Below are 26,821 nucleotides of genomic sequence, written 5' to 3' on the forward strand. Positions count from 1 at the left end.
TCAAATGACTGACTGTGTGTGAGCCTTTTCGTTGATAACTCATAGCTCGAAAATATAGATTTTTTCGCAATACTAAAGTGCTGCAATAAAATTGCAGGGTTTAAATCCCTTTTTTGAGACCAATAAAATGCGGGAAGAAACAAGACCGGAAAATAAATGAAAATTAATCTTGTTGAGGAACTACTGAGGTTTCCCTAAAAACAAGACCAAAAAATTTAAAGGTTTCCTGTGCTTTTTTTGAAGCTTCAGCAACTTGAGTTTCGTTGAAATCTTCTGCTTTGAGTTCTTTTACAAATTTATTCCAGGATTTTACACCCTCGCGATCGCCATTAAAGAAATGCGGATTAGCAATATTTTCCAATTCAGGACAATTTGGAATTTCTTTAGAAATATACATTCCACCTAGAGCAGAGCCTAAAACAACATAAGCTGCCCCCAGGGCTTCCTCGTAAGAGCCTATCTTAAATTTATCCTGAAATTCTTTGAAAATTGAAGTATCAACATTTAAATTTTCCAGGTCCTGCGCGAGTTGATGGTTTTTATCAGATTTATAGGAAGGGATGAATTTTGAAATTTCAGCCTCGGTAATTTTATAGGCGATATAGTTTTGAAGAAGCAGGAGCTTATAGTCCTCCAGGCTTATCTCGTGTGAAATAATCTTCCCGGCCAGGTTTTCTTTCTCCAGCTCTTCGTGAAGTTTTTTCGTGGAATTTCTAAGCTTAGTCAGCATCTTCTAAATTGAATTTACCTAAGTTATTTCTTGTTTTCTCAATATCCTCTCCAGGGAGATTTTAAATGTTTGCGAATCTACCGCGAAAATGCGCTTTTCCAGTTAAATAAACGAGTTCTTTTTACAATTTCGAATATTCCTATATTGGTAGGATATGAAAGCTACCTGAAGCTTAAACACGGCTAGGCTTTTAATTTAAAGTAAAAAGTACTACCTACTCCAACCTGGCTCTCTACCCAAATGGTTCCTTCGTGAAGTTGGACAATTTTCTCCACGTGTGCAAGACCAACTCCAGTACCTTCATTTTCATCAGTCTCTTTCACCCGATTAAAGATGGTGAAAATATTCTTTTTATCTTCTTCTGAAATTCCGTAGCCATTGTCCATTACAGAGAAAACCCAATAAGCTCCCTCCCTGAAAGAAGTAATACGAACATCTGGATTTCGCTCTTTTGGAGTATATTTTATCGCGTTACTAATAAGATTTTGAAAAAGAAGGCGTAATTCAACTTCGTGCCCCATAATTTTTGGAAGTGACCCTGCATTTACTTTTGCATTGGTGTCTTTAATTCTTTTACCAAGGTCATACTTTACAACTTCTACAATCTCTTTAGTATTCACCAGGCTTTTTTCTCCCTGGCGGCCAATTCGGGAATGTTCCAATAGAGCTTTTATTTGCTCTGAAAGACGGGTAGAGGCATCTTTAATGTATTTTACATAATCTTTACCTTTATCATCTAACTGGGATGCATACATTTTACCCAGCACATCACTGCCAAATTTAATAGTTGAAAGCGGTTCCTGAAGATCGTGAGAACAAATAGAAACAAATTGTTCCAGGTCTTTATTAGCCCGTTCTAAATCGTCGTGCTGTTGCTTTAATTTCATTTCAGCTTGTTTTAGCGCCAAAATATCAACACAGGTATATCTAATAGTTACAATCTTACCGTCTAAATCTTTTTCTGCAGTGGCATTTAGAATTACAGGAAGCAGATCTCCCGAAGCCGTTAGCATATCCTGCTCCAAATTAACTATGGCCCCGGTCTCTTTAAACTCTTTATTAGATTTTAGAGCTTTAAGTTGTGATTCTTCGTTATAAAGGTCAAAGACCGGTTTGTTAATTAAATCATCCTTGGATTCATAACCCAATCTGGTAACCGCCATTTCATTGCATTGTACAATGAGTTGAGTTTGTGGATCTACACTAATATGAATTACCGGGTCTTCTTCGTAGAAAGATTTAAAACGTTTTTCACTGGCTATCAATCTCTCTTTAGATTTTTGTAACAAACCAACATCTATAAACGTAATTACCACCCCGCTTATTTTCTCATTAGAATCAACATAAGGAGAAATCCTTCTCAGATAATAAGAACCATCTTTGGTCATTACCTGTTTTTCCAGGATCTTACCTGTCCTAAGAACCCTTTTACAACGGGTAATAAGATTGCTTTTTCCCATACTGGAAGTAAAATGCTCTATAGGCCTGCCTTCATCTGAATCAATTAAATTAAAGTGTCTCTGAATTGCAGGTGTAAACTTTCTAATTCTCAACTCTCTATCCAGGAAAATCACCCCAATTTCGGTACTTTCCAGCATATTGGTCATATCGGCATTCAGGGCAGCGAGATCTTCTACTTTTTGAAGGTTTTCAGCATTAACTGTGTTGATTTCTTCGTTTACGCTTTGCAGCTCCTCATTAGTACTTTGCAGCTCCTCGTTAGATGCCAGTAATTCTTCATTGGCAGCCTGCAATTCTTCGTTACTGTTTTCAATCTCTTCTATTGAAGTTTGTAGCTCTTCTTTAGTCTCTTTAAGCTCTTCCTCAAGATCTGCAACATATTCTTTAGTGCGACTGCTAAGGGTAAGTTTACCAAGGGTTTTAACCTCTTTGAGGTTTACTTCTTTCTCGATAAAAGTAATTACAAAATTGGCGCCGCTATCTTCAATACTTTGACCATAAGGTTTCACTATAATATCTACCGACTTTTGCTCACCCTGATGCTCGAAAGAAGCATCCTTATATCTAAGTTTTTCGTTATCTTTTTTTACCTTTTTTAAGGTACTTTGAATAATGTCTTTCAAATCGGTTCCCAGCATATCCAATAAATTCACTGAAAAACCGCTAACCGGTAAATTGGCATATTTTCTAAATTCCCCTACTGCCTGTAAAATATTAAAGTCTTTATCTACAAATACGCTGGCACCGCCAAAAGTATCCAGGATTGTTTCGTTAAGTTCTTCGGTAAGTTTATTCTTTATGGGATTTGAGGATTTTCTATAGGTAAGCTGTTGAACTTCCCTTGGTTCTGATGATAATCTATTAGAAACGCTTGCCTGAGAAACATTGGATTTTAAACGCGTACTGGTATTTTCGTTCTGAAAAATTTTAGCTGCACGATTTATTACTTTTAAGTTGTTTTTCTGAGAAGACACATTCTCACTGGTGCCAAGAACTAAAATTCCCCCAGTTTTTAACGCATATTGTAAAAAATTTAAAGCCTTATTCTGAATTCCGGGTTGAAAATAAATCAATAAGTTACGGCAGGCCACCATATCCATATTACTGAAAGGTGGGTTTTTAATGATATTATGTCTTGAAAAAACCACCATCCGGCGCATCCTATCTATCACTTCGTAACCATCGGGCATACTGATGAAATATTTCAAAAGCAATTCTGAATCAATATCTGCAACAATACTTTCGGGATAAAATCCTTTACTGGCAATTTCAAGGTGTTTTTGTGAAATATCTGTTGCGAAAATCTTTAGGTCTATATTTTTTTTCTGGCGCTCAATTTCTTCGTTAACAATCATCGCAAAAGAAAAGGCTTCTTCACCACTACTACAGGCAACATCCCATAGTTTTAGAACGTCTCCATCTTTTTTCTTGTCTACCAGCTTTGGTATTACTTCTTTCTTAAGTACTTTCCATACTTTTTCGTCCCTGAAAAATTTGGTGACTCCAATTAAAAATTCACGATGTAGTATTTCTGCTTCTTCATCGTTTTTAATTATAAATTGATAATATTCTGAAATACTTTTGCATTTACAAACGTTCACCCTTCTGGCAATTCTTCGGGCCAGTGTCGCGTGCTTATATTCTCTGAAATCAAGACCGGTTTTCTCATCTATAAAGCGAAGAATTTTCATTAATTCGCTTTCATTATAATTAATATCCCCGTCTTTGAAATGAAAAACCGCAGGCGACTCTATAAAACTTCTAAGTTCCTGAGCCATTTTAGAAACCGGTAAAATATAATCTACCATACCGGTATTAATTGCACTGTGTGGCATCCCATCAAATTTAGCTTCGTCAGGATCCTGAACCATAATCATTCCATTACGCTCTTTTATTGCCCTTACTCCCCGGGTCCCATCGCTCCCGGTTCCACTTAAAATTACTCCAATGGCATCTTCCTTTCGCTCCCTGGAAAGTGCTTCAAAGAACATATCTATAGGAAGGTTTAAACCTGGCCTTTTCGGTTTTTCTATAAGGTGAAGCTGATTATCTTCAAAAGTTAAATTGTTGACCGGTGGGATTAAGTAAATATGTCCTTGTTTGATGGTTGTGCGATCTTTAATCTCACGTATGGGCAGATTTGTATTTTTTTTAAGTAGCTCTGCCATCATGCTTTTATGGTCTGGGGAAAGATGCTGAATAACTACATATGCGTTTTTATCGGTTTCGTCTATGCCTTCAAAAAAAGCCTTGAGAGCTTCCAGCCCACCGGCGCTTGCGCCTACCGCAATCACGCGAGGCTCTTCAGTTTTAAGCTTAGTTTCCAGCTCCGATTTAGAAGGGTAGTTATTTACTTTTGTCATTTAGGAATGATTAAGTCAGTCTTTAGAGAATATTAAAAAAGCAAGCACCAAAATTAAAGGTTAAATCTTCAAATTGTGGACTCATTTGCCATTTATAATAACAGAATCTCCATAATGATGGAAATTACCCATTTTACAATTCTTAATTTTAGATTTCAAAGCTTTGAAATTATCACTTTCTTCAAATAGCTTATAAAAATACTTTTTCGAACTCTTTTTAGCCGGAAACTTCCCTCGGTCTAACTTTCTAATTCCCAGCTTCAATTAAACTGATATATATCATTCCTATTAAAGACTTCTCAACCTAAATTTACTTGCAATGTGAGGTTTAAAATGATTCGAAAATACTTCGGAGTATTTTCGAATGCTTTCAGGTAACAGCTCTTATAGCTAATAGAATATTTCAATATGAAATTTTTGTCCTCTTATCAACAAGGTTTTAATTCCTTTTTCATTGAAATTGGGGAAATGGGAAATTTTATGGGACGGTATTTTCGGGAACTTTTTAGCAGGCCCTTTGAATTTAGGGAATTCCTGAATCAATGTTACCAGATGGGCAATAAGTCTTTGCTTCTGGTAAGTGTTACCGGGTTTATTTTAGGACTGGTATTTACCCTCCAGTCCAGACCCACATTAATGGAGTTTGGTGCGGTTTCCTGGATGCCTTCTATGATAAGTATTTCTATTGTTAGAGAAATTGGGCCGGTAATGATTGCACTTATATGTGCCGGACGAATTGGCTCCAGTATTGGCGCCGAATTAGGTTCCATGAAGGTTACGGAACAAATAGATGCAATGGAAGTTTCAGGGACAAATCCGTTTAAATTCCTGGTAGTTACCAGGGTTTTAGCGGCAACATGTATGCTGCCAATACTTGTTATAATCGGTGATTTTGTGGCTCTAATAGGTTCTGCAATTATAGAAAATTCGAAAGGCGATGTTTCCTTTACGCTGTATTTTAACCAGGTATTTGAGGCCCTGGAATTTACTGATCTAATTCCCGCTACTGTAAAAACTTTTTTCTTTGGTTTTGCTATTGGCCTGGTGGGTTGTTTTAAAGGATATAACAGCAAAAAAGGAACCGCCGGGGTGGGTAAAGCCTCAAATTCGGCAGTGGTTTTCACCTCCATGCTGATATTCGTTCTGGATTTTATTGCAGTTTTTATTACTGATATTTTTTACAACTAAAGATGGAAAACAAAGCTGTAATAGAGATAAAGGATTTATATAAAAGTTTTGGGGATCTTGAAGTACTAAAGGATTTCAATTTAAATCTTTTTAAAGGAGAAAACCTGGTTTTAATGGGCAGATCGGGTTCTGGAAAATCTGTGATGATAAAATGCCTGGTAGGTTTAATGGGGTTTGATAAGGGCAGCATTAAAGTTTTAGGTAATGACATTTCTAAAATGAAGCAAAATGAACTGGACCAAGTAAGAACCGATATAGGTTTTTTGTTTCAGGGCAGCGCCCTGTACGATTCTATGACGGTGAGGGAAAACTTAGAATTTCCACTAAGAAGACATCGAAAAAACTCTGAAACTAAAACTGAAGCGCTTGTAAAAGAAGCACTTGAAAATGTAGGTTTACCGCAAGCTATAGATCTAATGCCTGCTGAACTTTCGGGAGGAATGCAACGCAGAATTGCTTTAGCAAGAGCACTAATTTTAAAACCAAAGATCATTATTTATGACGAACCTACTACCGGCCTGGACCCTATTACAGCAAAAGAGATTATTTTATTAATGATGAACATACAGAAAAAATATGAAACCTCATCCCTTATAATTACTCATGATGTAGATTGTGCGAGGGTAATTTCAAATAGAATAATTTTATTACTTGACGGAAAAGATTATGCCGAAGGAAGCTTTAACGATCTGGCGGCATCTGGTGATCCAAAAATTAAAGCATTTTTTAAATAGTATAGTTATGAAATCAAATTCCGGCCGAAATCTAAAACTTGGAATTCTCATTGTCTCCGGGCTCATCGTCTTTACGTTGGGGGTCTATTTCATTGGAAATAAGCAAAACCTGTTCGGGGATTCTATTTTGGTAAGTTCAGTATTTAAGAACGTAAATGGCTTGCAGTCTGGCAATAATGTACGTTACTCCGGCGTAAACGTAGGAACTGTAAAAAATATCAAGTTTTTAAACGATACTGCAATTTGCGTAGATATGCTTATAAACCGGGAAACAGGAAGCCTAATAAAATTTAATTCCCTGGCAACCATAAATTCTGATGGATTAGTAGGAAGTATGGTCTTAAATATTTTACCCCCAGATAAAGCACCTTCCAGGACTATTGAAGAAGGTGATACGCTTGCCTCGCTTAGCCAGATTGCCACAGCCGATATGCTTAATACCCTGAACAAAACCAATGAAAATGCAGCGCTTTTAACCGAAGATCTCTTGAAGATTACCAATAGCATTAATGCAGGAGAAGGTGTTTTAGGTGATTTACTTAAAGATGAAGGTCTTGCAAAAAACATCCAGGAAAGTGCTGAAAATTTAAATCGAACTACTAATTCGGCAAAGGCCGGACTTGCAAAACTAAATGGTATTTTAAACACAATAGATTATGAGAATAGTGTGGCCGGTTTATTACTCAGCGACTCTACCGCCCAAAAAAGCTTTAGTACCATTATTGAGGATTTGCAGGCTACTTCTTTACAAATAAAAGAGATTAGTGCAGGTTTGGGACAATTTTCCAATACTTTAAATTCAGAAAAAGGTGCGCTTAATTATGTAGTTAAAGACACCAGTTTTGTGAATCATCTCGATCAAAGTATGCAAAATATTGAAGAGGCTACTTTTCGCTTTAATGAAAATATGGAAGCTTTAAAGCATAACATTTTATTCCGCGGGTATTTTAGAAAACAAGAACGCCAAAAGGCCAGGATGAAAAAAGAGAATCAATAATCTTTAAGTGGTTTACTATGAAAATGGAACATCTGGAAGAGCGGATCAATGAATACAAAAGTTCGATAAAAACGGTGGTAAATAAAAGAATTACCTGGGAAAACAAAACCAAAGAACTTATTATTACCACCTTAAAAAAAGCTGAATCTGCTTATTCCGTTGGGTGGAAAGTACAGGAATTGAAATGGATTCACACCAACGAAGCGGTAAATATTACGTTTGATTCTTTTCCTGCCGATCTTATAGATTTCACCAATAAAATCCCAACCTATCAATTTTTGCAAGGAGGCGCCCTTGTTTTTTCACAATTACATAATGGGGATGTAGAGGTATTTGTCACATTTCCCATTTTAGAAAATTGGATACTTCCAGAAAATGAAATTGTTGAGTTAGGTGTTTATTCACCAGGTGATATTACAGAAAAACTAATCGTAGAAAAAATAGATGAATTTTTAAAAGAAATGATTAAATGGGAAGTTCCTATTTTAAAAAACAAGCTTGGTTTTAAAACGCAATAAAATAACCGAAGCTAAACAGACCTGACATAAGTTCGGGGCCTTCCTGCGAAAAGGGCAGGCAAGTCCAGGAGCTCCCGATATTTATTGGGATAAATCTCAATTATCGCGTAAAAAAATCATATTCGAATTAGAGCTATTGGGTATTAATAGTCCAGATTAAAACTCATTCATTTAGATTGCTAAATATTCTCCAACCGCCATCTTTTTAACTCGGGAAGTTTTTTTATGAGTTGCTGAGCTTCTTCCAGGCTTATATCTTCGTGCACTTCAGCCATCTCCAATAATTTCACCTCTAATTGATGCAAACTAAGAGACTTATCGGTGAAAGCTCCATCCTGATAGCAATCCCGACAATAATCGGTATTTACCGACCTATCCCGATTTGTAGCGGCAGTGGCTGTAGTAAACGGCCAACCACAACTTTGGCAAATTAGCGTATTCATAACCTTATTTTTATTAAAATATATCTAGAAATTTTGGTTAGTTATTTTTTGATTATCTCAAGTAGTAAGTAAAATTTTCAATTTTGAAAGCATAATGAGCTCAGATTTGTTTTTCCCTGCAAATGAAGCTGCAATAGCATCGGCAGTTTCCCAAATTAACTGATTGATTTGAACGCTAAATAATCGCTCATTTTCCTTTTTATAGTCTTTAAACTCATTAAAAGCCCAATCTGCTTCCGGCTCATTTTCTTCCAGCCAATCAAAGATCATTTCAATTTTATAGGCTTCATCAGTTCCGTATTCATCGGTTAAAGTGTCTATTGGTACCCATTTTTTCTGAACAAGTTCTTTTAAAGTTTTTATTTCTTCGGGGCGCACCACTTTATCTGATGACGCAATGGCATAGAAAAGCATCCCAATATTTTGGTAGAATTTTTCGGTGAGTACTTGTTTCTTAGAAAGTTCCATAATATAATTTTCACCCTTTAAAGATAAGTCTCAGACGATTAGCTAAAAATGATAAAAATCAGTTTTCAGGAAGAAATCCTACCAATTCAGACACATTACTAAATTTCATAAAACTGATTTTCAACGTTTTATAATTTTATAAATTTTAAAAATTACTTTGTATATTTAAGTATTGCAAAAAGCATTTCTCCCCTTCTCCCCCCACTAGAGATGTAAAGCAATCCCCAATTATCTTATTTATTAATTTAAATTTCTCCAGAGATGAAGCGTATTCTTTGTATATCGGGAAAAGGTTCCGGGCATCTAAGTCAAGATGAATTATCGGGTTTAAAAGCCTATGAATGCTTGCAAACCGATTCTTTGAAAAACTTAGAGAATCTAATTACGGAAAAGAAACCTGATCTGCTTATTTGGGGAAGTAATGCGGAAATTTCTTCTGAAATTTTTAATCGAGCTCTGGAAATGTATAAGATCCCATTATTATCAATTATTACAAAAGATGAATTTGATAGCTGGAAGCCAATTCACCCTAACCATCACTATTTGCTAAATTTGTATTCACAGGCTGAACTTTTACAAAAAATAGAATTACTACTAAAACAGAAAAATCTTAATGGCATAGAGAATAAAAAAATTAATAAAACTACTATTTCCAATATTGAGGCTTTAAAATCATATATAGAAGAAAAAGGAGAACGAATAAGCCTGGATAAACATAAAATTATATTCAGAGAGAATAGGCACTCCAGCTTTATCTATCTTATAAGCAAAGGCCTGGTGAAAACTTCCAGGATGGACCAATTGGGGAAAGAATTAATTACCGGGATTTATCGTGAAAATGAACTACTGGGACTTTATGGTTTTCATAAAAACCCCACCTGTCCTGAAATGGCTACAACCTTAGAGCCTTCCAAATTATACCGGATTCTGCATAAAGAATTTAGGGAAATACTGCAGGAAAACCAGGGATTAAGCCTGGATATAGCCCAATATTTAACCGATACTGTTTTAAGGCTGAAATCACAGCTTCTCGAAATGGCCTATGCTTCAGTATTAAAAAAAACCTCCAATACAATTCTTCAATTTGCCGAAGAATTACAAAGCCCGGATTTCCAGGGATTAAGAATTTCCAGAACCGACCTGGCGAGTATTGCTGGAATTTCTCCGGAAAGTTTTATTCGTAGCCTTTCCAGTCTTAAGAAAGAAGGCATCATTGCCATAAAAGGAAGAAAAATAAATATTCTAAAACCAGAAAGATTACAGGAGATCACCTGATCTTAATTTTTTGTTAAACATTGATTTCCTGATATTTGTCATTTTTTTCGAGTATGTTTTAAGCTACTTTTAAAATATTAATCAGCATAACAAAAATATAATTTGATTTCTATGTACTTGTTAGAGTTTGAAAATCAAATTTAGAAGGTATCAAAGGTATTTTTTAGCCTGATATTCAAATTTTACTTCGTGTATTATCACTGATATCAACCAAGTGTTAAATAGTACACTTAATATCTTCTTAAGAAACAGGAGGCAATGGTCTCCTGTTTCTGTGTTTAAAAGGCTTTTCTATAAAATTCAAATAACTGATTTTCATCATATTAAATATCATTTTTAGATTTTAAATTAGTGTGCTTAATTGTAAATTATTAACCATTTAAAATCTAAATATTATGTCTATCATTAAATCTAACAATCGCAGAACTCCTGCCCTGGGACGTTCAATTTTGGCAAACGATCCATTCTTTTCTGACTTATTGGACACCAAAAGAGGAATCTTTAATCTTAACAGGTTCTTTAATGGAGATTTTGACCAGGATCTATTTCCGGCACTAAATGTAAAGGAAAAAGAGACCGAGTTTGAAATAGAACTTGCAGCTCCAGGACTTTCTAAACAAGATTTTAAAATTTCTATAGAGGAAGGCATCTTATCCATCTCGGCAGAAAAAGAAAATAAAGTCGAAGAAGAAAAAGAAGGTTTCGTAAGAAAAGAGTTTAGCTACAATAGTTTTTCCAGGCAAATTGCTCTACCCGAAGAAGTAGATATGGAAAAAGAAGTTGAAGCGAAATACAAGGAAGGTATTTTAAAAATGAGTCTGAAGAAAAGAAAAATAGATAAGTCTAAAAAGACTAAAACTGTAAATGTGTCTTAAAAAAATGAAACAATCCCGAAATTTTTTCGGGATTGTTTCATATTATATCTGTACGATACATCAACAACTTATATCTTTAAACAACTTCATGAGCAGGCCCTTAAACAAGTCCAGAAAGATGGTGACTTAAAATTCAGCAGTCACCTCCGTTTTAAAAATTATGAACCCGCCATTTTTTATTGGGGCCTTTCACACTCACTACATTTTCTCCCAACCATTTAGCCTCGATCTTTGGTGCTTCCCTTAATTTCTGTTTGGATACAGCAACCGGAAATGGACCTTCTAAATTTTAGTATTTCACCATTTTTATCAATTACAACCACATCATATTTATAAGAAAGCACATTCTTTCCCAGAAGTGGGTTTTCTCCAAGTCTCTCTTCTTCCAGTTTTAGCGCCAGGGCTTTTCCATTTGAGAAGTTGGTTACATTTAAAAATTCAGGCTCAATAACTGTTTTTCCTTCCACATTTATAAATCCGTAATAATTAACGCCATCGTGCTGTTTTCTAATAATAGCCCGTTCATCTTTTAGTTGCGGAAATTTCATTCCCGCTACGCCAATATTTCCCCTTTTCGGCTTTTCATTGACAATAAGATCGTTCCTAAGCTCAAATACCAGTTCGCCGTTGGCATTTAAAAACCCCCAACTATTACCTTGTTGTACTGCGGTGAATCCATTCTCCTGACTGGCTACAAAATCAAATTCTTTCGGCTCCTGTGCAAATAACGCAAACGGAATACTTATTAAGATTCCAAAAATTAAATTTCTCATTGTTCAAAGTTTTATAATTAACATTAAATTTAGCGCAATTGTCTGTATTTAAATATGATACCCGTCATACTACGCCAAAGCTCTTATAAAATGTAAAGGCTTAAAAAACAGAAACAAACTGATTTTCCTCATAGTTTAAACTTACCTCATCGGTTAACTTTATAATTCAAAGTTCCAGAAGATGAGAAAGATAATTATACCCACCGACTTTTCAGAAAATGCAAATAACGCATTGCGGTTTGCCTGTCAACTTTTTAAGTATGAAAAGAGCGAAGTCATTCTTTTGCATGCCTACGCAGAAAAGGTTTATACCGATGAAAGTTTGCTAAGCAATGAATTAATGGATGAGTTCAAAGCCGTCACCAAAGAAAAGACTGACATGGCCCTGGCTGAAATAAGTTCGACAATTCACGATGAATTTTGTAATCCCAGGCACAGCATTAAATCTATTGCTGCTTTTGGCGATCTGGTAGATGAGGTAAATAACCTCGTGAATTTAGAAAATGCCGATATTGTTATCATGGGAACCCGGGGTGCCACCAACGACAGGAACCTGGGTTTTGGAAGTAATACCTTACTCGTCTTAAAATATGTGCAATGTCCGGTTTTGGCAATTCCGGCGAATTTCAAATATAAGGAACCAAAAAAAATCCTGTTTCCTACCAATTTTTTAATTCCCTATCAAAAAAGGGAATTAAAAATCGTTGGTGAAATTGCCCGGGATTTTAAATCTAAAATTCACTTTCTCTATTTATCTAAACATAAAGCAACTTCAGCCAGGCAAAAAGATAATCTTGAGTTTTTAAAACAACAGTTCTATAATATAAAGGTAGAAGAATACCAGAACGAGGAACTACATAAAGAAAAAGCAATAGAAGAATTTATTGCTACCAATAAAATAGATCTTTTAGTGATGGTAAATTCCCGCCACACGTATTTAGAAGATATGCTGCTGACTTCTACTATAGACAAAGTGGGTTTACATCCAAAAGTACCCTTACTTGTTCTGCAAAATTTTAATAGGGAATGCAATTAAAACATAGAAATCATGAAAAAAATACTCTTACCCACAGATTTTTCAGAAAACGCATATAACGCTATTTCTTATGCATTAAAAGCCTTTCAGGATGAAGAATGTACTTTTTATCTTCTGAATACCTATACCCCTGTTTTATATGATTCTGAATATATTTTATATAACAGCACTCAGCCAAACCTTGCTGACGCTTACAAGAAAAATTCCCTTGCGGGGTTGAGAAAAGTAGAACGAAAAATAAACCGTGATTTTAAAAACTCAAAACATAAATTTGAGAAAATTTCAGCTTTCAATCTTTTGATAGATGAGATGAAAGAACAATTGAATTCTAAAGAAATAGACCTGGTAGTTATGGGAACGCAGGGCGCAACAGGCGCTGAAGAGATTTTAATCGGCACCAATACGGTACACGCTATAAATAAGCTAAAAGCCCCTCTGTTAATGATTCCTTCTGAGTATGAATACCACCCTCCGGTAAACATTTTATTCCCTACAGATTTCGATTTGCATTTTAGTGCTCCTCAACTGGACCCTATCTTAATCTTTGCAAGAAACCATACTTCAAAAATAAATATGCTACACGTTTTCTTAGGAAAAGATCTGGATGAAGAACAGGAAAAAAATAAGAAAAACCTAAGCAAAATTCTAAAGGACATTACACATCAATTTTATACCGTTGAGGATAAAAGTGTGACTAAAGCCATTAAAAAGTTTCAGGAACAAAACACGGTAGACTTAGTTTTGATGGTGAACAACAAACGTAGCTTCTTTGAAAACCTACTATTTAGGCCGGTAGTGAATAAAATAGGTTTTCATATTAAAGTTCCATTTATGGTAATCCCATCGGGAAAATTTAATTAGTTATGAAAAATATACTCATCCCCACCGATTTTTCGGCTAACGCCTGGAAAGCTACAGTTTATGCATTTAGCTTTTTTCAAAATGAGCTTTGCGATTTTTATTTTTTAAATGCCTGCAAACCGGAATTTTATACTCCCGATATTAATGGGAAAAGTTTATTACAGGCTAAAGCTGAAAATAAGATAAAAATGGATAAGCTGCTGAAAGAAGTAGCTGTGATAAACAAGAACCAAAATCATAGGTTTAAATGGATAATTTTAGAATCCTGGTTAAACGATTCGGTAATTGAAATTCAAAAAGAAAATATTTTTGATCTCATAGTGATGGGCACAAAAGGCGAGACCAAACCCGATGACAGGATCTTTGGCACTAATAGTATGAATGTGATAGAAACGGTAGATCACCTGCCGGTTCTATTAATACCAGAACAAAGTGTTTTTGTACCCGAGGTGAAAAAAGAGATGGTTATGGCTACACGTTATGACAAGTCGTTTTCTATTGCAGAGATTAATTTTTTGATAGATATGGCTAAAAAATTTAAAGCCAGTATTAGAATTTTATATATCCAGGATACCGAAAAACTTACTGAGGAGCAAGAAAATAAAAAAGAAGAATTACACGAATATTTTAAGGAAGTCACCCATAGTTTCCACACCCTGACTAATATAGAAGTTACTAAAGGAATTCATAGTTTCATTCAAAGCAGGAACAGCGATATATTGGTGTTAAACCATAAGAAAAGAGGATTTTTTAGAAATCTTTTTTCCAAATCTTTACTCAAAGAATTAGGGAGAAAACCGCAAATCCCCATCCTGTTTATGCCTTCAGATTTATAGTTTCAAAATCTATTATTCTACAAAAAAACCATTAAAATGGATATCTCCAATCTAAAAGTTATAAAAGCTTCAGGCGAAAAAGCTCAGTTTTCCATTGAACGGGTTGCAGAGTCCTTGAGACGCTCTGGTGCAAATGAAGAATTGATTCAAAAAACACTTCAGAAGCTAAAAGCAGAACTTTATAATGGAATTTCTACCAAAGAAATTTATAATCGGGCCTTTAGTTTGCTTAAAGAAGGAAATAAAACCATTGCCTCAAAATATAAGTTAAAGACCGCTATTTATGAACTGGGCCCAACCGGGTTTCCGTTTGAAAAATTTATAGCGGCGCTTTTAACCCATAGCGGCTATAAAACGGCCACGGGGAAAACATATCAGGGAAAATGCGTAACCCACGAAATTGATGTGGAAGCAAAAACCGGTACTAAACTTGTGTTAATAGAGTGTAAATTTCACAATGCCGGTAGAAATTGTGATGTAAAAATTCCTCTTTATATAGATTCAAGGTTTCGGGATATAAAAAATTTCAGAAATAACGGACATAACAAACTGGACTTTGAAGAAGGTTGGGTCGTAACCAACACCCGGTTTACTGCAGATGCTGTAAAATATGCCAAATGCGCCAATCTTAAATTATTAAGCTGGGATTACCCAAAGGGCGAAGGTATTAAAGATAGAGTAGACAAACTTGGTCTATATCCAATAACGGTTTCAACTTTACTTTCAGAAAGGGAAAAAAACTTTTTATTAAGCCGGGATGTGGTATTATGTCAGGAGCTTATTGATGACACCTTCTATCTGGATCATTTAGGAATTAATAATCCACGTAAAAATAAAATTCTCAAAGAAATGAAAGAACTCTGTAAACACTAGAAAAGATGGAAAACAAGGTGAAGATTCATTTTCTTGGTGCTTCGGGTACAGTTACCGGATCTAAATTTCTTTTAGAAACACCAGAACTAAATATCTTAATTGACTGCGGGCTTTTTCAGGGAGTTAAAAGTTTACGTAAACTCAACTGGAAAAATTTCCCTTTTGATCCTGCAGCCATTGACCTGATTTTACTAACCCACGGTCACCTGGATCACACGGGATATTTACCACGTCTTGTGAAACAAGGTTATAAAAACGCAATTTTAGGAACACCACCAACTTTAGGAATTGCCGGGGTGATCTTAAAAGATAGTGCGAAAATACAGGAAGAAGATGCCGAAAGAGCAAATAAGGAAGAATACAGCAAGCACCAACCGGCTTTACCTTTATACTCTTTGCGTGATGCTGAAAAAACGATAGGTTTATTTAAAAATATTGAGTTGAATGAGTGGTACCATGTTTCAGAAAATATAAAATATAGATATCAAACCAACGGCCATATCTTAGGCTCGACTTTTATTGAATTGGATATTTATAAAAAGCTTTTTGTATTTTCAGGAGATGTTGGCAGAGATAAAGATTTACTTTTGGAAGCGCCCAAAAAACCAGAATGGGCCGATTACCTCTTTCTGGAAAGTACTTATGGTGACCTGCTTCACCCCAAAGACGATTCAGATGAAATTCTTATTAAAGCCATAAAAGATACGCTCAACCAAAAGGGGAATCTTATAATTCCGAGTTTCGCCGTAGAACGTTTACAGGGGATTATGTATAAGCTTTACCTCTTAATCAAAAAAAATAAAATCCCTGAAATTCCCATTTATATAGATAGTCCTATGGGAAATGAGGTACTTGGCTTATTTGAAAGTTTCAGCAAGTGGCACAAACTAGAGGCTGCTGAATTTAGAAAAATGCTTTCTTATTTTAATATTATTACCTTGTATCGGGATACCTGGAAAACAATAGATGAGAACAGGCCAAAAGTAGTGATTGCCGGCAGCGGAATGGTTACCGGGGGGCGGGTCCTCACCTATTTGCGGTATTTAATAAATAAACCTGAAACGACTGTTTTACTAGCAGGCTACCAGGCAGAGGGTACAAGGGGAAGGCAATTGGAAAACGGAGCTTCAGAAATAAAAATCTTCGGAAAATATTGCCCGGTGAGAGCGAAAATCTTAAAAATTGAAAGTCTCTCTGCTCATGCCGATCAGCAAGAATTGCTGGATTGGGTTTCAGCAATTAAGAAAATTCCGGAAAAGGTATTTTTAATTCACGGGGAACCCACAGCCTTAGATACTTTAAGAGTAAAAATTAAAGATCTGTATAAATGCGAGGTTACAATTCCGGCACTTGATGATATTATAAGCTTAAAGCTCTGAATTCTCAATCTTTCAACGAAAACCTTTTCGTCCATTTTAGCGCAATTTCTCCTGCTATAATGGCAGTAAACTGTCAGTAATATTATAGAATCAATCTAAATTATTGCATATAGTTTTTTCTTATTACGAGGCAAAACCATATAAGAATTCAGCGTTTCCAAAGCCTAATAAGGGTTTTAATATTCCTAATTATACCAAAAGTTAAATTCAAAATCGCTTTTAGCTTACTCCCCGTAAGGTCTAAGCTTCATAGATTTATATATTCAAGAAAATTTGCTAATTTTCTTTTTAGATTAGTTTAACCTTATATTTTAAAAGATACGCTCAAAATAAATTAATTTACTTCTGGCTTTTGTACATTAAGATGGTCTATTAGGAAACATTGCATAGTCTTTGTTCTTAATAGACCGGATTTGGAGATCCAAAAGTCAAAATGAATTAATTAACCAAAAAATATAGAATGAAAGTATTAGTTATTGGAGCAGGAAATATGGGACTTACTTACGCTGAAGGAATGGCGAAGTCTAGTTTACTTAACCACCGAAATCTTATGATTTTCGATAAATCGGCTGAAGTAATTACTACACTGAGTAAGGTAGACCACTTTGATGTTTATGATGATATAGAAGAATGTCTTCCAAAGGCAGACATCGTATTCCTTGCGGTAAAACCATATCACTGTGATGCTTTATTTGAGGAAATTAAACCTTTGGTAAACGACCAACAAATATTTGTTTCCTTAATGGCTGGTGTAACTATCGATAAAATTCAAGAAGGATTAGGCGTTAAAAAAGTAGTCAGATCTATGCCAAATCTTCCTGCCCAGGTAGGAAAAGGGGTTACTTCATTTACTGAAGCTAAAGAAGTATCCAGAGTTGAACTTTTAATGGTAAGAAATTTATTAGATACTACAGGAGCATCAATTCACGTAGATACCGAGAATTTTATAGATGCTTCAACAGGAATTTCAGGAAGTGGACCGGCTTACGTTTTTTACTTTATGAACTCCATGCTGGAAGCAGCTTTAAAAATGGGCTTTTCCAAAAACGATTCTAAAGTACTGGTAAGCCAAACATTTGAAGGTGCTGTAAAACTTTTTAATGAATCAGATCTTTCTCCAAGCACCTGGATGGAGCGTGTTGCTTCTAAAGGAGGTACAACTCGTGCAGCTTTAGATTCTATGGACGATAATAACGTAGAAGAACTAATTAAAGATGCAGCCTATGCAGCTTTTGACAGAGCTGTAGAATTAGGAAAAGAGTAATCTAAGTCTAAAGAAGGAAGTTTAAATATAACTTTACAAAATGGAAAAAAAGAGAATTGTGGTTAAGGTCGGAACTAATGTGATGACCAATAAAGATAATAGGATTTTAGGCCCGGTACTAAAACATCTTGTAGAACAAATAGCTACACTATATGAAGAAGATATAATGGTAGTTCTCGTTTCTTCTGGATCGGCTATTGCGGGGAAAGAAGTGCTTGGAGATGTAGATATTGAAGATGCCTCTAAGAGAAGACAGGTATTTTCTGCGGTAGGGCAACCTCGTATGATGCGCCACTATTATAGTATTTTTCACGATTATGGAATGCGTTGTGCACAGGTCCTTGCTACTAAAAGAGATTTTAGCCCGGGAATTCACCGCGAAAATATGATTAACTGTTACGAATCTTTATTGTCTGAAGGGATTATCCCAATTGCCAATGAAGATGATGCAGTTTCGGTAACTATGTCTATGTTCTCTGATAACGATGAACTGGCAAGCCTTGTTGCTGAACTCATACAGGCAGATTCCTTAATCATTTTAAGTGATACCGATGGTCTATACACCGGTCATCCTGAAGATGACGAATCTGAAAAACTCAACAAAGTCACAGTTGACGAAAATGTTGAAAAATATGTTCAGGAATCTGGAAAAGGTGAAGGCGAAGGCCGTGGTGGTATGGAATCTAAAATAAAGATTGCAAAAGGTACCGCTGCCAAAAATATTACCACTTATATCGCTAATGGTAAACAAAGAAATGTGATTTTGGATATCGTAGCCGGAAAACCGGTAGGTACCAAATTCACCGCTTAAAAAGCTACAAAAATTGAAGTTTAATTAAACTAAAATATAATGAAATTATTAGATTCTAAAACAAGAAATAACGTTCTGCAATCCATGATCAATATCCTGGATAAAAGGCGTAAAGAGATCGTAGCCTCAAATCAAAAAGATCTTGATGCTTTTGGCGAAGGAGATCAGGCTATGTATGATAGGTTGGTAGTTAATGATGCCAAGGTAGACGATATGATGCGCTCTGTAAAAGAAGTTATGGACCAGGAAGATCCTGTAGGCCAGACTATAGAGCATAGAAGATTAGATACGGGATTGGATATCACCAATAAAACCGCACCATTCGGAACAATTATGATTATTTATGAGTCTCGTCCCGATGTTACTATTGAAGCTGCTGTACTTGCTTTTAAAGCAAATAACAAGATCTATCTAAAAGGTGGTAAAGAAGCCAATCACTCAAACAGAATTCTTGAGGAATGCTGGCACGAAGCACTTCAGGAAAATAACCTGGAAAAAGACTGGATCGAGCTATTGCAATTAAATAGAACCGAAACTCAGGAATTTCTTAAAAATCCACCACAGCATATCGATTTAGTAGTGCCACGAGGTGGTGAGAAACTAATCGCCTTTGTTAAGGAACATTCAACCGGTGCTGTTTTAGTAAGCGGACGGGGAAATAATTTCCTTTATGTTTCTAAAAACGCCGATTTTGATACCGCTAAAAAGGTAATGCTAAATGCCAAAGTCGATAAGATTTCAGGGTGTAATGCATTAGATAAGGTATTGATCGATAAAAATCTGCCAGACTTTGAAAAAAGAGTGAAAGAGCTTTATGATATGTTCACTGAAAATAAAGTACAGATTCAGGTAGATGATGATATCGCCAAAGTACTTCCAAACGAAGAAAAAATACCTTCTGAAGACACCTGGTATGAAGAATTCCTGGCAATGAGAATTGTACTTGGTGCTATAGATGGTAATGATGCCGCAATGGATAAGATCAACAAATATTCGGGTGGTCACTCTGCTGTGATTATCACTAAAGATAAAGAAGAAGCTGCCAATTTTATGGAGCAGGTAGATAGCGCTGCCGTATACCACAACGCCTCTACCCGATTCACGGATGGCGGTCAAATGGGAGTTGGAGCAGAGCTCGCTATTAGTACCGATAAACTTCACCACCGTGGACCACTTGGTTTAAAACAACTGGTGACCAACAAATACTATGTATTAGGTGAAGGTCATATTAGAGAGTAGTTTACTTTTTCTTTTACGAAAACTAAGTCTATTATGTCGTCATCCTGAATTTATTTCAGGATCTAGTTCTAAATGAAATGATTTCATATTAGAAGCTGAAATTAGTTTGACGATAATATAGCTTTAAAAACCGCTGATAAATTCAGCGGTTTTTTTTATGCCTAATTTGTAACCCTGATTGAAAATGAATACCCAGCCAGAGCACATTTCCATAATTTCGCGTCCAATTTTATTAAAATCATAATTTCAGACTAGATAATTGTAACTTTTAAGCATTTTTGCAGTCATATAAATAAAGAAAAGTTTATCAATGAAAAAAGCTATTTATACGCTGGCGTTTATTTGCGCCCTTTACAGTTGTAAAACCACACAAACCTCAGAAAAAGCTCAACCGGTAATTGCAAGTATAGACCTTGTAAATATTGTAGAAGACAAAGTTTCGGTAACAGTAGATCCCGATAGGTTCACCACTGAAAATACCACTTTCTATATTCCTAAAACTGTTCCCGGCACCTACTCTATAGATAACTACGGAAAATTTATCGAAAATTTTAAAGCCCTGGATTATGATGGAAATGAACTGGAGTTTGAAAAAATAGACGATAATTCCTGGACAATTCCAAATGCCGCAAACTTAGACAAAGTAAGTTATCAGGTTAATGATACTTATGACATTGAAGGCGAAGAAGGTGTGTTCTCACCCTCAGGAACCAATATTGAAGCCGGAGAAAACTTTATGCTTAACCTCCACGGTTTTGTAGGGTATTTTGAAAATGAACAGGAAGAAGCTTATCGTTTGGAAATTAAAAGACCACATGGTCTAATCCCTGGAACGGCTTTAAGTAAAACTGTTGCAGCTTCAGACAATATGGAGTTTAAAGAAGATATTTATTCTTTAAGTCGGTATTTTGAAGTAATAGATAACCCAATTATGTATGCCAAACCAGATACCACCAGTTTTATGGTAGAAGGAATGGAAGTACTTATCAATGTATATTCTCCTAATGAAGTATATACTTCAGAAAGTATAAAACCGGGGATCCAGGAGATGATTAGCGCACAGAAACGCTTTTTAGGAGAAGTAGACAATACCGGAAAATATGCTATTCTATTATATCTTTCAGATAGCGAAAAGCAGGATGCCCGTGGTTTTGGAGCTTTAGAACACCACACCTCTACCGTGGTTGTGCTTCCGGAGTCTATGCAGCCCGATCAATTACAAAAAACAATGACAGATGTGGTTTCTCACGAGTTCTTCCACATTTTAACTCCGCTAAATGTTCATTCAGAAGAAGTTCATTATTTCGATTATAACGACCCGAAAATGTCCCAGCATTTATGGATGTATGAAGGTGTTACCGAGTATTTTGCAAACCTGTTTCAGATCAACCAGGAGTTAATTGAAAAGCAGGATTTTTATGATCGGATTTCAGAGAAAATAAAAACTGCGCAACAGTTTGACGATACCATGCCATTTACTGAAATGAGCAAAAATATCCTTGAAGATCCTTATAAAAACAGTTATTATAATGTGTACCAAAAAGGAGCCTTAATTGGGATGGCCCTTGATATTCGTTTAAGGGAATTAAGTGATGGAGAAATGGGAATTCTTGATCTTATGAAAGCCTTAAGCGATAAATACGGGATGGATAAACCATTTAAGGATGATGAATTGTTTGATGATATCGTTGAGCTAACTTATCCTGAATTAAGAACTTTCCTGGAAACTTATGTTAGCGGAACTACTCCCATTCCTTACAATGAATTTTTCGCAAAAGTAGGCCTCGAAGAATCTGAGACTGAAATCAACACCGGCTATTTTATAAAAGGCCAAACTCCTTATATAGACGGCGATCCTGCCAAAGGTGAGTTGTTTTTTAGAAAAAATATTCAATTTAATTCTTTTCTTCAGGAGCTTGACGTGAAAGGGGGCGATGTAATTAAAACTGTAAACAATGAAAAATATAATATTCAGAATGTTTATAATTTAATAATGACTGCTGAATCCTGGGAACAAGGAGAAGAAGTTAGCTTTGTGGTAATGCGAGACGGGAAAGAATTAGAACTCACCGCAACAACTGCACAGCCTACAGATACCGACACCACAATTACAGAAAAAAGCCTGCCTGAAAGCAGCGAAGAAGTCAAACTTAGAAATGCCTGGTTAAAAGGTTAATAAATTTTAATCCCTTACCTCATTGAGGGTTTAACCCGCCTGAATGAAATTTATTTCGGGCAGGTTCTCCGAGGCCTGCCCGAATCATTCAGGCGGGCTTGCCTCGAAATTATAAAATAGTTTTCCAATTCATACCTCGTGGACCTGCCCCGAGGTTTTTGGTTTTAAGTGTTTTAAGCGGCGGGTATTCCCGCCGCTTTTTATTTCCATAATTGGGTTATAACCGCTAAATTAGGGCGCCGAACCAACTAAAAAATCGTTTATGGAAATTCCTATTTTACAGGATATTGTAATTATTCTGGGACTTTCAATATTGATTATCCTTATATTCCAAAAGATAAAGGTCCCTTCTATCCTGGGATTCCTTCTAGCGGGAATTATTGCAGGCCCACACGCCTTTAACCTTATAAGTTCTTCACACGAGGTAGAACTACTTTCTGAAATTGGTATTATTTTCCTGCTTTTTGTTATTGGAATTGAACTCTCTATAAAGGAACTTATTGCTATGAAAAACACCGTCCTAATTGGCGGGGGGCTTCAGGTTGGTGGTACAATCTTTTTTACCACGATCATTGCTTATTTCCTTGGTTTACCTTTAAATTCGGCAGTATTCCTTGGGTTTCTTTTCTCTTTAAGTAGTACGGCAATCGTATTAAAGCTAGTCCAGGAACGAGGCGAAATTACCGCTCCACATGGCCGTGTGGCACTTGGCATTCTGATTTTTCAGGATATAATCGTAGTTCCTATGATGCTACTTACCCCAATTTTAGCGGGTGATGGTGGCGATCTCCTAACTACCGTGCTTTTTCTTATCCTTAAGATTGTTGGGGTTGGAGTGGTAATCTATTTATTGGCTAAATATATAGTACCTCGTATTTTTAGTATGGTTGTTAAAACAAAAAGTAAAGAACTCTTTATATTAACAACAGTAGTTTTCTGCTTTGCCATTGCCTGGCTAACTTCTTCGGTTGGATTATCGTTGGCTTTAGGAGCTTTTTTCGCCGGACTTATTATTTCTGAATCGGAATACAGCCACCAGGCTACCGTGAATGTTTTGCCTTTTAGGGAAATTTTTATCAGTTTCTTTTTTATCTCGGTAGGTACACTACTGAATTTAGAATTTTTTATCAAAAACATCTTAATGATCCTTGCCCTGGTAATTGGGGTGGTCTTATTAAAAATGTTAGTAGTGGGTGCAACGGTTATGTTGCTTAAATATCCACCAAGAACTGTATTTTTAAGTTTATTTAGTTTATTCCAGGTTGGGGAATTTTCTCTGTTACTTTCAGGAGTTGGTTTAGATAATAATATTATTCCTGACAGTATCTACCAGTATTTCCTGGCAATTTCAATTATTACTATGGGTTTAACCCCATTTCTAATTGCAGCAGCCCCAAAGATCACTTATTCGATTTTAAAAGCCAGGGTTCCATCTTCAGTAAGGCATAGGCTGGAGAGTCTTAATAAACATAAGACTACTGAAGAAACTGATGAACCCAAAAAATTAGATGATCACCTAATTATTATTGGCTACGGAATTAATGGAGAAAATATCGCGAAAGCAGCCCGTAACGCTGAAATTCCTTATGTTATTCTGGATACCGATCCCATAACCTTCAAAAAGGCAAAAGCTAATGATGAACCTATTATTTTTGGAGACGCTACAAACTCGCTAATTTTAAAACACCTTCACGTTCAGGATTCTCGTGTTGTGGTAATTGCTATTTCAGATCCCGGGGCTACTAAAAAAATTATTAGTAATGTCCGCTTATATTCTAAAACAGCCTACATTATTGTAAGAACACGCTATGTAAGGGAAATTGAAGAAAACATTAAATTAGGAGCCGATGAAGTTATCCCTGAAGAGTTTGAAACCTCAATAGAAATATTTAACCGTGTACTTAAAAAATACCTGGTCCCGTATAATGAAATAATGGATTTTACCGCAAGCATACGTTCTTCAGATTATGAGATGTTAACCTCGGTAAAAGGCAGGCCGCATAAACCATCACTACAACATTTACATATCCCAAACCGGGAAATCGTGACCTTAAGTGTTCAGCAGAATAACAGGGATATTGTAGGGAAAAGTATTCAAACTTCAGGAATTGGCAAGAACTTTCGGGTTACCGTTCTAGCAATAAAAAGAGATACCCAATATATCACTGAAATTTTACCAGACACTCAAATTAAACAAGGCGATCTATTGTATATTTTCGGTAATCCTGTAAACATTAATAAACTAAACGAAAAGCTTTCATACTAGGAAATTGGTACCGAATCATATAATTCAGAAAACTCAATTTTTCCATTTTCACGATGAAAAAATGCAGTGGCCAAACCTATGTTACCTTGAGTGATTCGTTGGTTTAGGTACTGGCTTTGGTTCATAATTCTTTGTTGCGACTCTTTGAGGCTCCAGCGTGTTAAAAGATCGGCATAAGTGTATAAATCTTTCTCCTCGAATTTAGCTGGAATTTGTTTTGCTTTTAAAGCTTCAGCAATAAGGGAATCGGGATTCTGATATCCATTTTCCATATAATCTTTTAAAGCTTCTGCATAAATTTTATTGGATGAATTACCCATAATTAATATAAATCGTGCTCCCTGTTGTTTACAGGAAATTTCTATAGTTTTTATAATATGAGTGTCTACAAGGTTTCCTGCAGCTCTAATAGGAATTAAATCTCCAATTCCGGTATTCATCATCACATTTAGAGGCTCCCTTAAATCTATACAATTTACCACAGTAGCTAACGGTGCCGAATTAATGAAATCCATCAATTCTTTATTCCGAAGACGTCTGGAAACCAGTTTTCCATCTACATAGCGTGAATTTCCGTCCTTTAAATATTCCAGAATCTCCTTTGGAGTAGATTTCTCTTTAGATTCTTCTATATCTTCCCGAACAAAATCCAGCTCTTTCCCTGCAGAATATTTGTCTTTAAGCCCAATAATACTCACGTTAATATTATTCTCCTCAGCGAAAGTTGTTTTAAAATCTTCAAAGATCTCTAAAATATCATGATCTATATAGCTGGCAAAAGTTGCATCTATGATCACGTTAGAATTCTGTGGAACACTCCAAAGACTGTTCTTTATTGAAGCCTTATTAAAGAACGAAACCTCATTAGAAAGTTCCAGCCTTATTGTTTCTCCTTTAAATATCTTGGTATTTTCAATAAAAAAGGCATTATGATAGTTGCTACGCAGTATAATGAAGATACTTACCAGCGATCCTATGAAAATACCTATAAGTAAATCGGTTAAAATAATCGCCACCACGGTAACCACAAAAGGAATAAACTGGTTCCATCCTTTTTTGTACATGGTACTAATAACATCCCAGGAAGCCAGCTTATAACCAACTACCAGCAAAATAACCGCCAGGCTGGAAAGTGGAATAAGATTTAAAACCGTACTTAAGAATAACACACTTAAGAGCAGAAAAATCCCGTGTAAAATTGTAGAAAGTTTGGTTTCGGCCCCGGCATTAATATTTACAGAACTTCTAACAATCACAGACGTTAATGGGATACCACCTACAAGACCTGCTATTGTATTGCCAACTCCCTGGGCAACCAATTCCCGGTTTGGAGGGGTTTTTCGTTTATGCGGGTCTATTTCATCTGCAGCTTCAATAGCCAGTAAACTGGCAATAGACGCGATAAGGGTAATAGTTATCGCTACACCCCAAACCTCAGGATTTGTTATTGCAGAAAAATCGGGAAATGTAATTAACTCGGTCACCGTGTCAATCTTCGGAATATTAACCAAATGAGCTTCTCCCAGATGAAGCACTGGAGCTATATACTTAAAAAGCAGGTTTAAGAAAACACCCAGGATCACCACAATTAAAGATGGGGGCAAAAGTTTGAAATTTTTAAGCGGACTTTTCTCCCAGAATATAATTATGGCAAGGGAAATTATAGATAAAACTACTGCCCCGGGATGAAGCGAATAAAAGAAACCTTTAAACATTCCCGAAACCTGATCAAATATATCACCTCTAGTTGAAAAATAGCCTGCCGGATCTTCTACAAAACCAACAGCATAAGGTAGTTGAGCGATAATTAATATGATTCCAATTGCCGCAAGTAAACCTTTAATAATGTTTGAAGGCATATAATCGGCGATAAGACCGGCCTTTAGAATTCCCAGGATAAACTGAAAAATACCCCCCAGCACCACGGCCATCAGGAAAATATCAAAACTCCCAAGGGAAGCAATGGAGGCCAGGACTACCGCAGTTAAACTGGCCGCTGGACCACTAACACTCACCGAAGAATGACTAACACTTCCTATTACAATACCACCAATAATTCCGGATATTAGTCCGGAAAGCAATGGGGCTCCACTGGCCAGAGCTATTCCCAGGCATAAGGGAAGGGCTACAAGGAAAACTACTATACTCGCAGGTATATCTTTACCAGGACGTGAAAATAATGGTTTACGCAAAGTAGCTTGATCTACTTTTTCCTTAAAATTGAAGTTGCCGTTTTTGCTCACTAAAAATAGGTT

Annotated in this window: 22 protein-coding genes; 16 read left to right on the plus strand and 6 right to left on the minus strand. The window is 35.9% G+C overall.

Annotated features, from left to right (window positions below; genetic code table 11):
• Positions 1 to 163: 163 nt before the first annotated feature.
• Together LB467_RS14820 and LB467_RS14825 are read right to left on the minus strand one after the other, a co-directional pair.
• Positions 164 to 730: a biliverdin-producing heme oxygenase gene (locus LB467_RS14820; protein ID WP_224474831.1), complete on the minus strand. Its 567-nt coding sequence runs from the start codon at positions 728 to 730 to the stop codon at positions 164 to 166.
• A gap of 182 nt (positions 731 to 912) precedes the next feature.
• On the minus strand, positions 913 to 4,554 hold the full coding sequence (locus LB467_RS14825) for a chemotaxis protein CheB (protein ID WP_224474832.1): 3,642 nt from the start codon (positions 4,552 to 4,554) through the stop codon (positions 913 to 915).
• A gap of 408 nt (positions 4,555 to 4,962) precedes the next feature.
• Between LB467_RS14825 and LB467_RS14830 the strand changes: the two genes are divergently transcribed.
• From LB467_RS14830 to LB467_RS14845, 4 genes are read left to right on the plus strand one after another with little or no spacing between them, the layout of a single operon-like run.
• Complete coding sequence (locus LB467_RS14830) at positions 4,963 to 5,742, plus strand: MlaE family ABC transporter permease (protein WP_224474833.1); 780 nt, start codon at positions 4,963 to 4,965, stop codon at positions 5,740 to 5,742.
• A gap of 2 nt (positions 5,743 to 5,744) precedes the next feature.
• Entirely contained in the window at positions 5,745 to 6,476 is a 732-nt protein-coding gene (locus LB467_RS14835) for an ABC transporter ATP-binding protein (RefSeq protein ID WP_224474834.1), read from the plus strand.
• Between the two features lie 7 nt (positions 6,477 to 6,483).
• Complete coding sequence (locus tag LB467_RS14840) at positions 6,484 to 7,473, plus strand: MlaD family protein (RefSeq protein ID WP_224474835.1); 990 nt, start codon at positions 6,484 to 6,486, stop codon at positions 7,471 to 7,473.
• Between the two features lie 17 nt (positions 7,474 to 7,490).
• The gene (locus tag LB467_RS14845; protein ID WP_224474836.1) at positions 7,491 to 7,991 is read left to right on the plus strand and encodes a hypothetical protein; all 501 of its coding nucleotides are present in this window, start codon (positions 7,491 to 7,493) and stop codon (positions 7,989 to 7,991) included.
• A gap of 179 nt (positions 7,992 to 8,170) precedes the next feature.
• Here LB467_RS14845 and LB467_RS14850 read toward each other — a convergent pair whose 3' ends face one another.
• Entirely contained in the window at positions 8,171 to 8,434 is a 264-nt protein-coding gene (locus LB467_RS14850; protein ID WP_224474837.1) for a zinc ribbon domain-containing protein, read from the minus strand.
• Between the two features lie 57 nt (positions 8,435 to 8,491).
• Positions 8,492 to 8,902: a hypothetical protein gene (locus LB467_RS14855; RefSeq protein WP_224474838.1), complete on the minus strand. Its 411-nt coding sequence runs from the start codon at positions 8,900 to 8,902 to the stop codon at positions 8,492 to 8,494.
• 261 nt (positions 8,903 to 9,163) lie between these two features.
• Here LB467_RS14855 and LB467_RS14860 point away from each other — a divergent pair, with 261 nt between their 5' ends.
• Positions 9,164 to 10,177 (plus strand): Crp/Fnr family transcriptional regulator, encoded by a 1,014-nt coding sequence (locus tag LB467_RS14860; RefSeq protein ID WP_224474839.1) that lies wholly within the window; start codon positions 9,164 to 9,166, stop codon positions 10,175 to 10,177.
• A 395-nt stretch (positions 10,178 to 10,572) separates the two neighbouring features.
• A complete protein-coding gene (locus LB467_RS14865) occupies positions 10,573 to 11,052 on the plus strand; it encodes an Hsp20/alpha crystallin family protein (RefSeq protein WP_224474840.1) in 480 nt (159 codons plus the stop codon).
• A 218-nt stretch (positions 11,053 to 11,270) separates the two neighbouring features.
• Here LB467_RS14865 and LB467_RS14870 read toward each other — a convergent pair whose 3' ends face one another.
• Entirely contained in the window at positions 11,271 to 11,825 is a 555-nt protein-coding gene (locus LB467_RS14870; protein WP_224474841.1) for a WG repeat-containing protein, read from the minus strand.
• A 181-nt stretch (positions 11,826 to 12,006) separates the two neighbouring features.
• On the opposite strand from LB467_RS14870, the gene LB467_RS14875 reads away from it, so the two are divergent.
• From LB467_RS14875 to LB467_RS14920, 10 genes are all read left to right on the plus strand, one after another.
• A complete protein-coding gene (locus LB467_RS14875; protein ID WP_224474842.1) occupies positions 12,007 to 12,861 on the plus strand; it encodes a universal stress protein in 855 nt (284 codons plus the stop codon).
• Between the two features lie 12 nt (positions 12,862 to 12,873).
• Entirely contained in the window at positions 12,874 to 13,722 is an 849-nt protein-coding gene (locus LB467_RS14880) for a universal stress protein (RefSeq protein WP_224474843.1), read from the plus strand.
• 2 nt (positions 13,723 to 13,724) lie between these two features.
• A complete protein-coding gene (locus LB467_RS14885) occupies positions 13,725 to 14,558 on the plus strand; it encodes a universal stress protein (RefSeq protein WP_224474844.1) in 834 nt (277 codons plus the stop codon).
• 36 nt (positions 14,559 to 14,594) lie between these two features.
• The gene (locus tag LB467_RS14890) at positions 14,595 to 15,431 is read left to right on the plus strand and encodes a restriction endonuclease (protein ID WP_224474845.1); all 837 of its coding nucleotides are present in this window, start codon (positions 14,595 to 14,597) and stop codon (positions 15,429 to 15,431) included.
• A 5-nt stretch (positions 15,432 to 15,436) separates the two neighbouring features.
• Positions 15,437 to 16,810 carry an MBL fold metallo-hydrolase RNA specificity domain-containing protein gene (locus tag LB467_RS14895; RefSeq protein WP_224474846.1) on the plus strand — a complete coding sequence of 458 codons (1,374 nt, stop codon included), beginning with the start codon at positions 15,437 to 15,439 and terminating at the stop codon, positions 16,808 to 16,810.
• 460 nt (positions 16,811 to 17,270) lie between these two features.
• Complete coding sequence (gene proC, locus LB467_RS14900; RefSeq protein WP_224474847.1) at positions 17,271 to 18,074, plus strand: pyrroline-5-carboxylate reductase; 804 nt, start codon at positions 17,271 to 17,273, stop codon at positions 18,072 to 18,074.
• A 40-nt stretch (positions 18,075 to 18,114) separates the two neighbouring features.
• On the plus strand, positions 18,115 to 18,885 hold the full coding sequence (proB, locus tag LB467_RS14905; protein ID WP_224474848.1) for a glutamate 5-kinase: 771 nt from the start codon (positions 18,115 to 18,117) through the stop codon (positions 18,883 to 18,885).
• A gap of 39 nt (positions 18,886 to 18,924) precedes the next feature.
• Positions 18,925 to 20,124, plus strand: a complete 1,200-nt coding sequence (locus tag LB467_RS14910; RefSeq protein ID WP_224474849.1) for a glutamate-5-semialdehyde dehydrogenase — start codon at positions 18,925 to 18,927, stop codon at positions 20,122 to 20,124.
• Positions 20,125 to 20,434: 310 nt separating this feature from the next.
• Entirely contained in the window at positions 20,435 to 22,300 is a 1,866-nt protein-coding gene (locus LB467_RS14915) for a M61 family metallopeptidase (protein WP_224474850.1), read from the plus strand.
• Between the two features lie 262 nt (positions 22,301 to 22,562).
• Positions 22,563 to 24,566 (plus strand): cation:proton antiporter domain-containing protein, encoded by a 2,004-nt coding sequence (locus LB467_RS14920; protein ID WP_224474851.1) that lies wholly within the window; start codon positions 22,563 to 22,565, stop codon positions 24,564 to 24,566.
• On the opposite strand, the gene LB467_RS14925 is transcribed toward LB467_RS14920, so the two are convergent.
• Positions 24,563 to 26,809: a bifunctional SulP family inorganic anion transporter/carbonic anhydrase gene (locus LB467_RS14925; protein WP_224474852.1), complete on the minus strand. Its 2,247-nt coding sequence runs from the start codon at positions 26,807 to 26,809 to the stop codon at positions 24,563 to 24,565. The two genes, LB467_RS14920 and LB467_RS14925, sit on opposite strands and share 4 nt — an antisense overlap.
• Between the last annotated feature and the right edge of the window lie 12 nt (positions 26,810 to 26,821).

Source organism: Salegentibacter tibetensis (assembly GCF_020164485.1).
GTDB lineage: Bacteria > Bacteroidota > Bacteroidia > Flavobacteriales > Flavobacteriaceae > Salegentibacter > Salegentibacter tibetensis.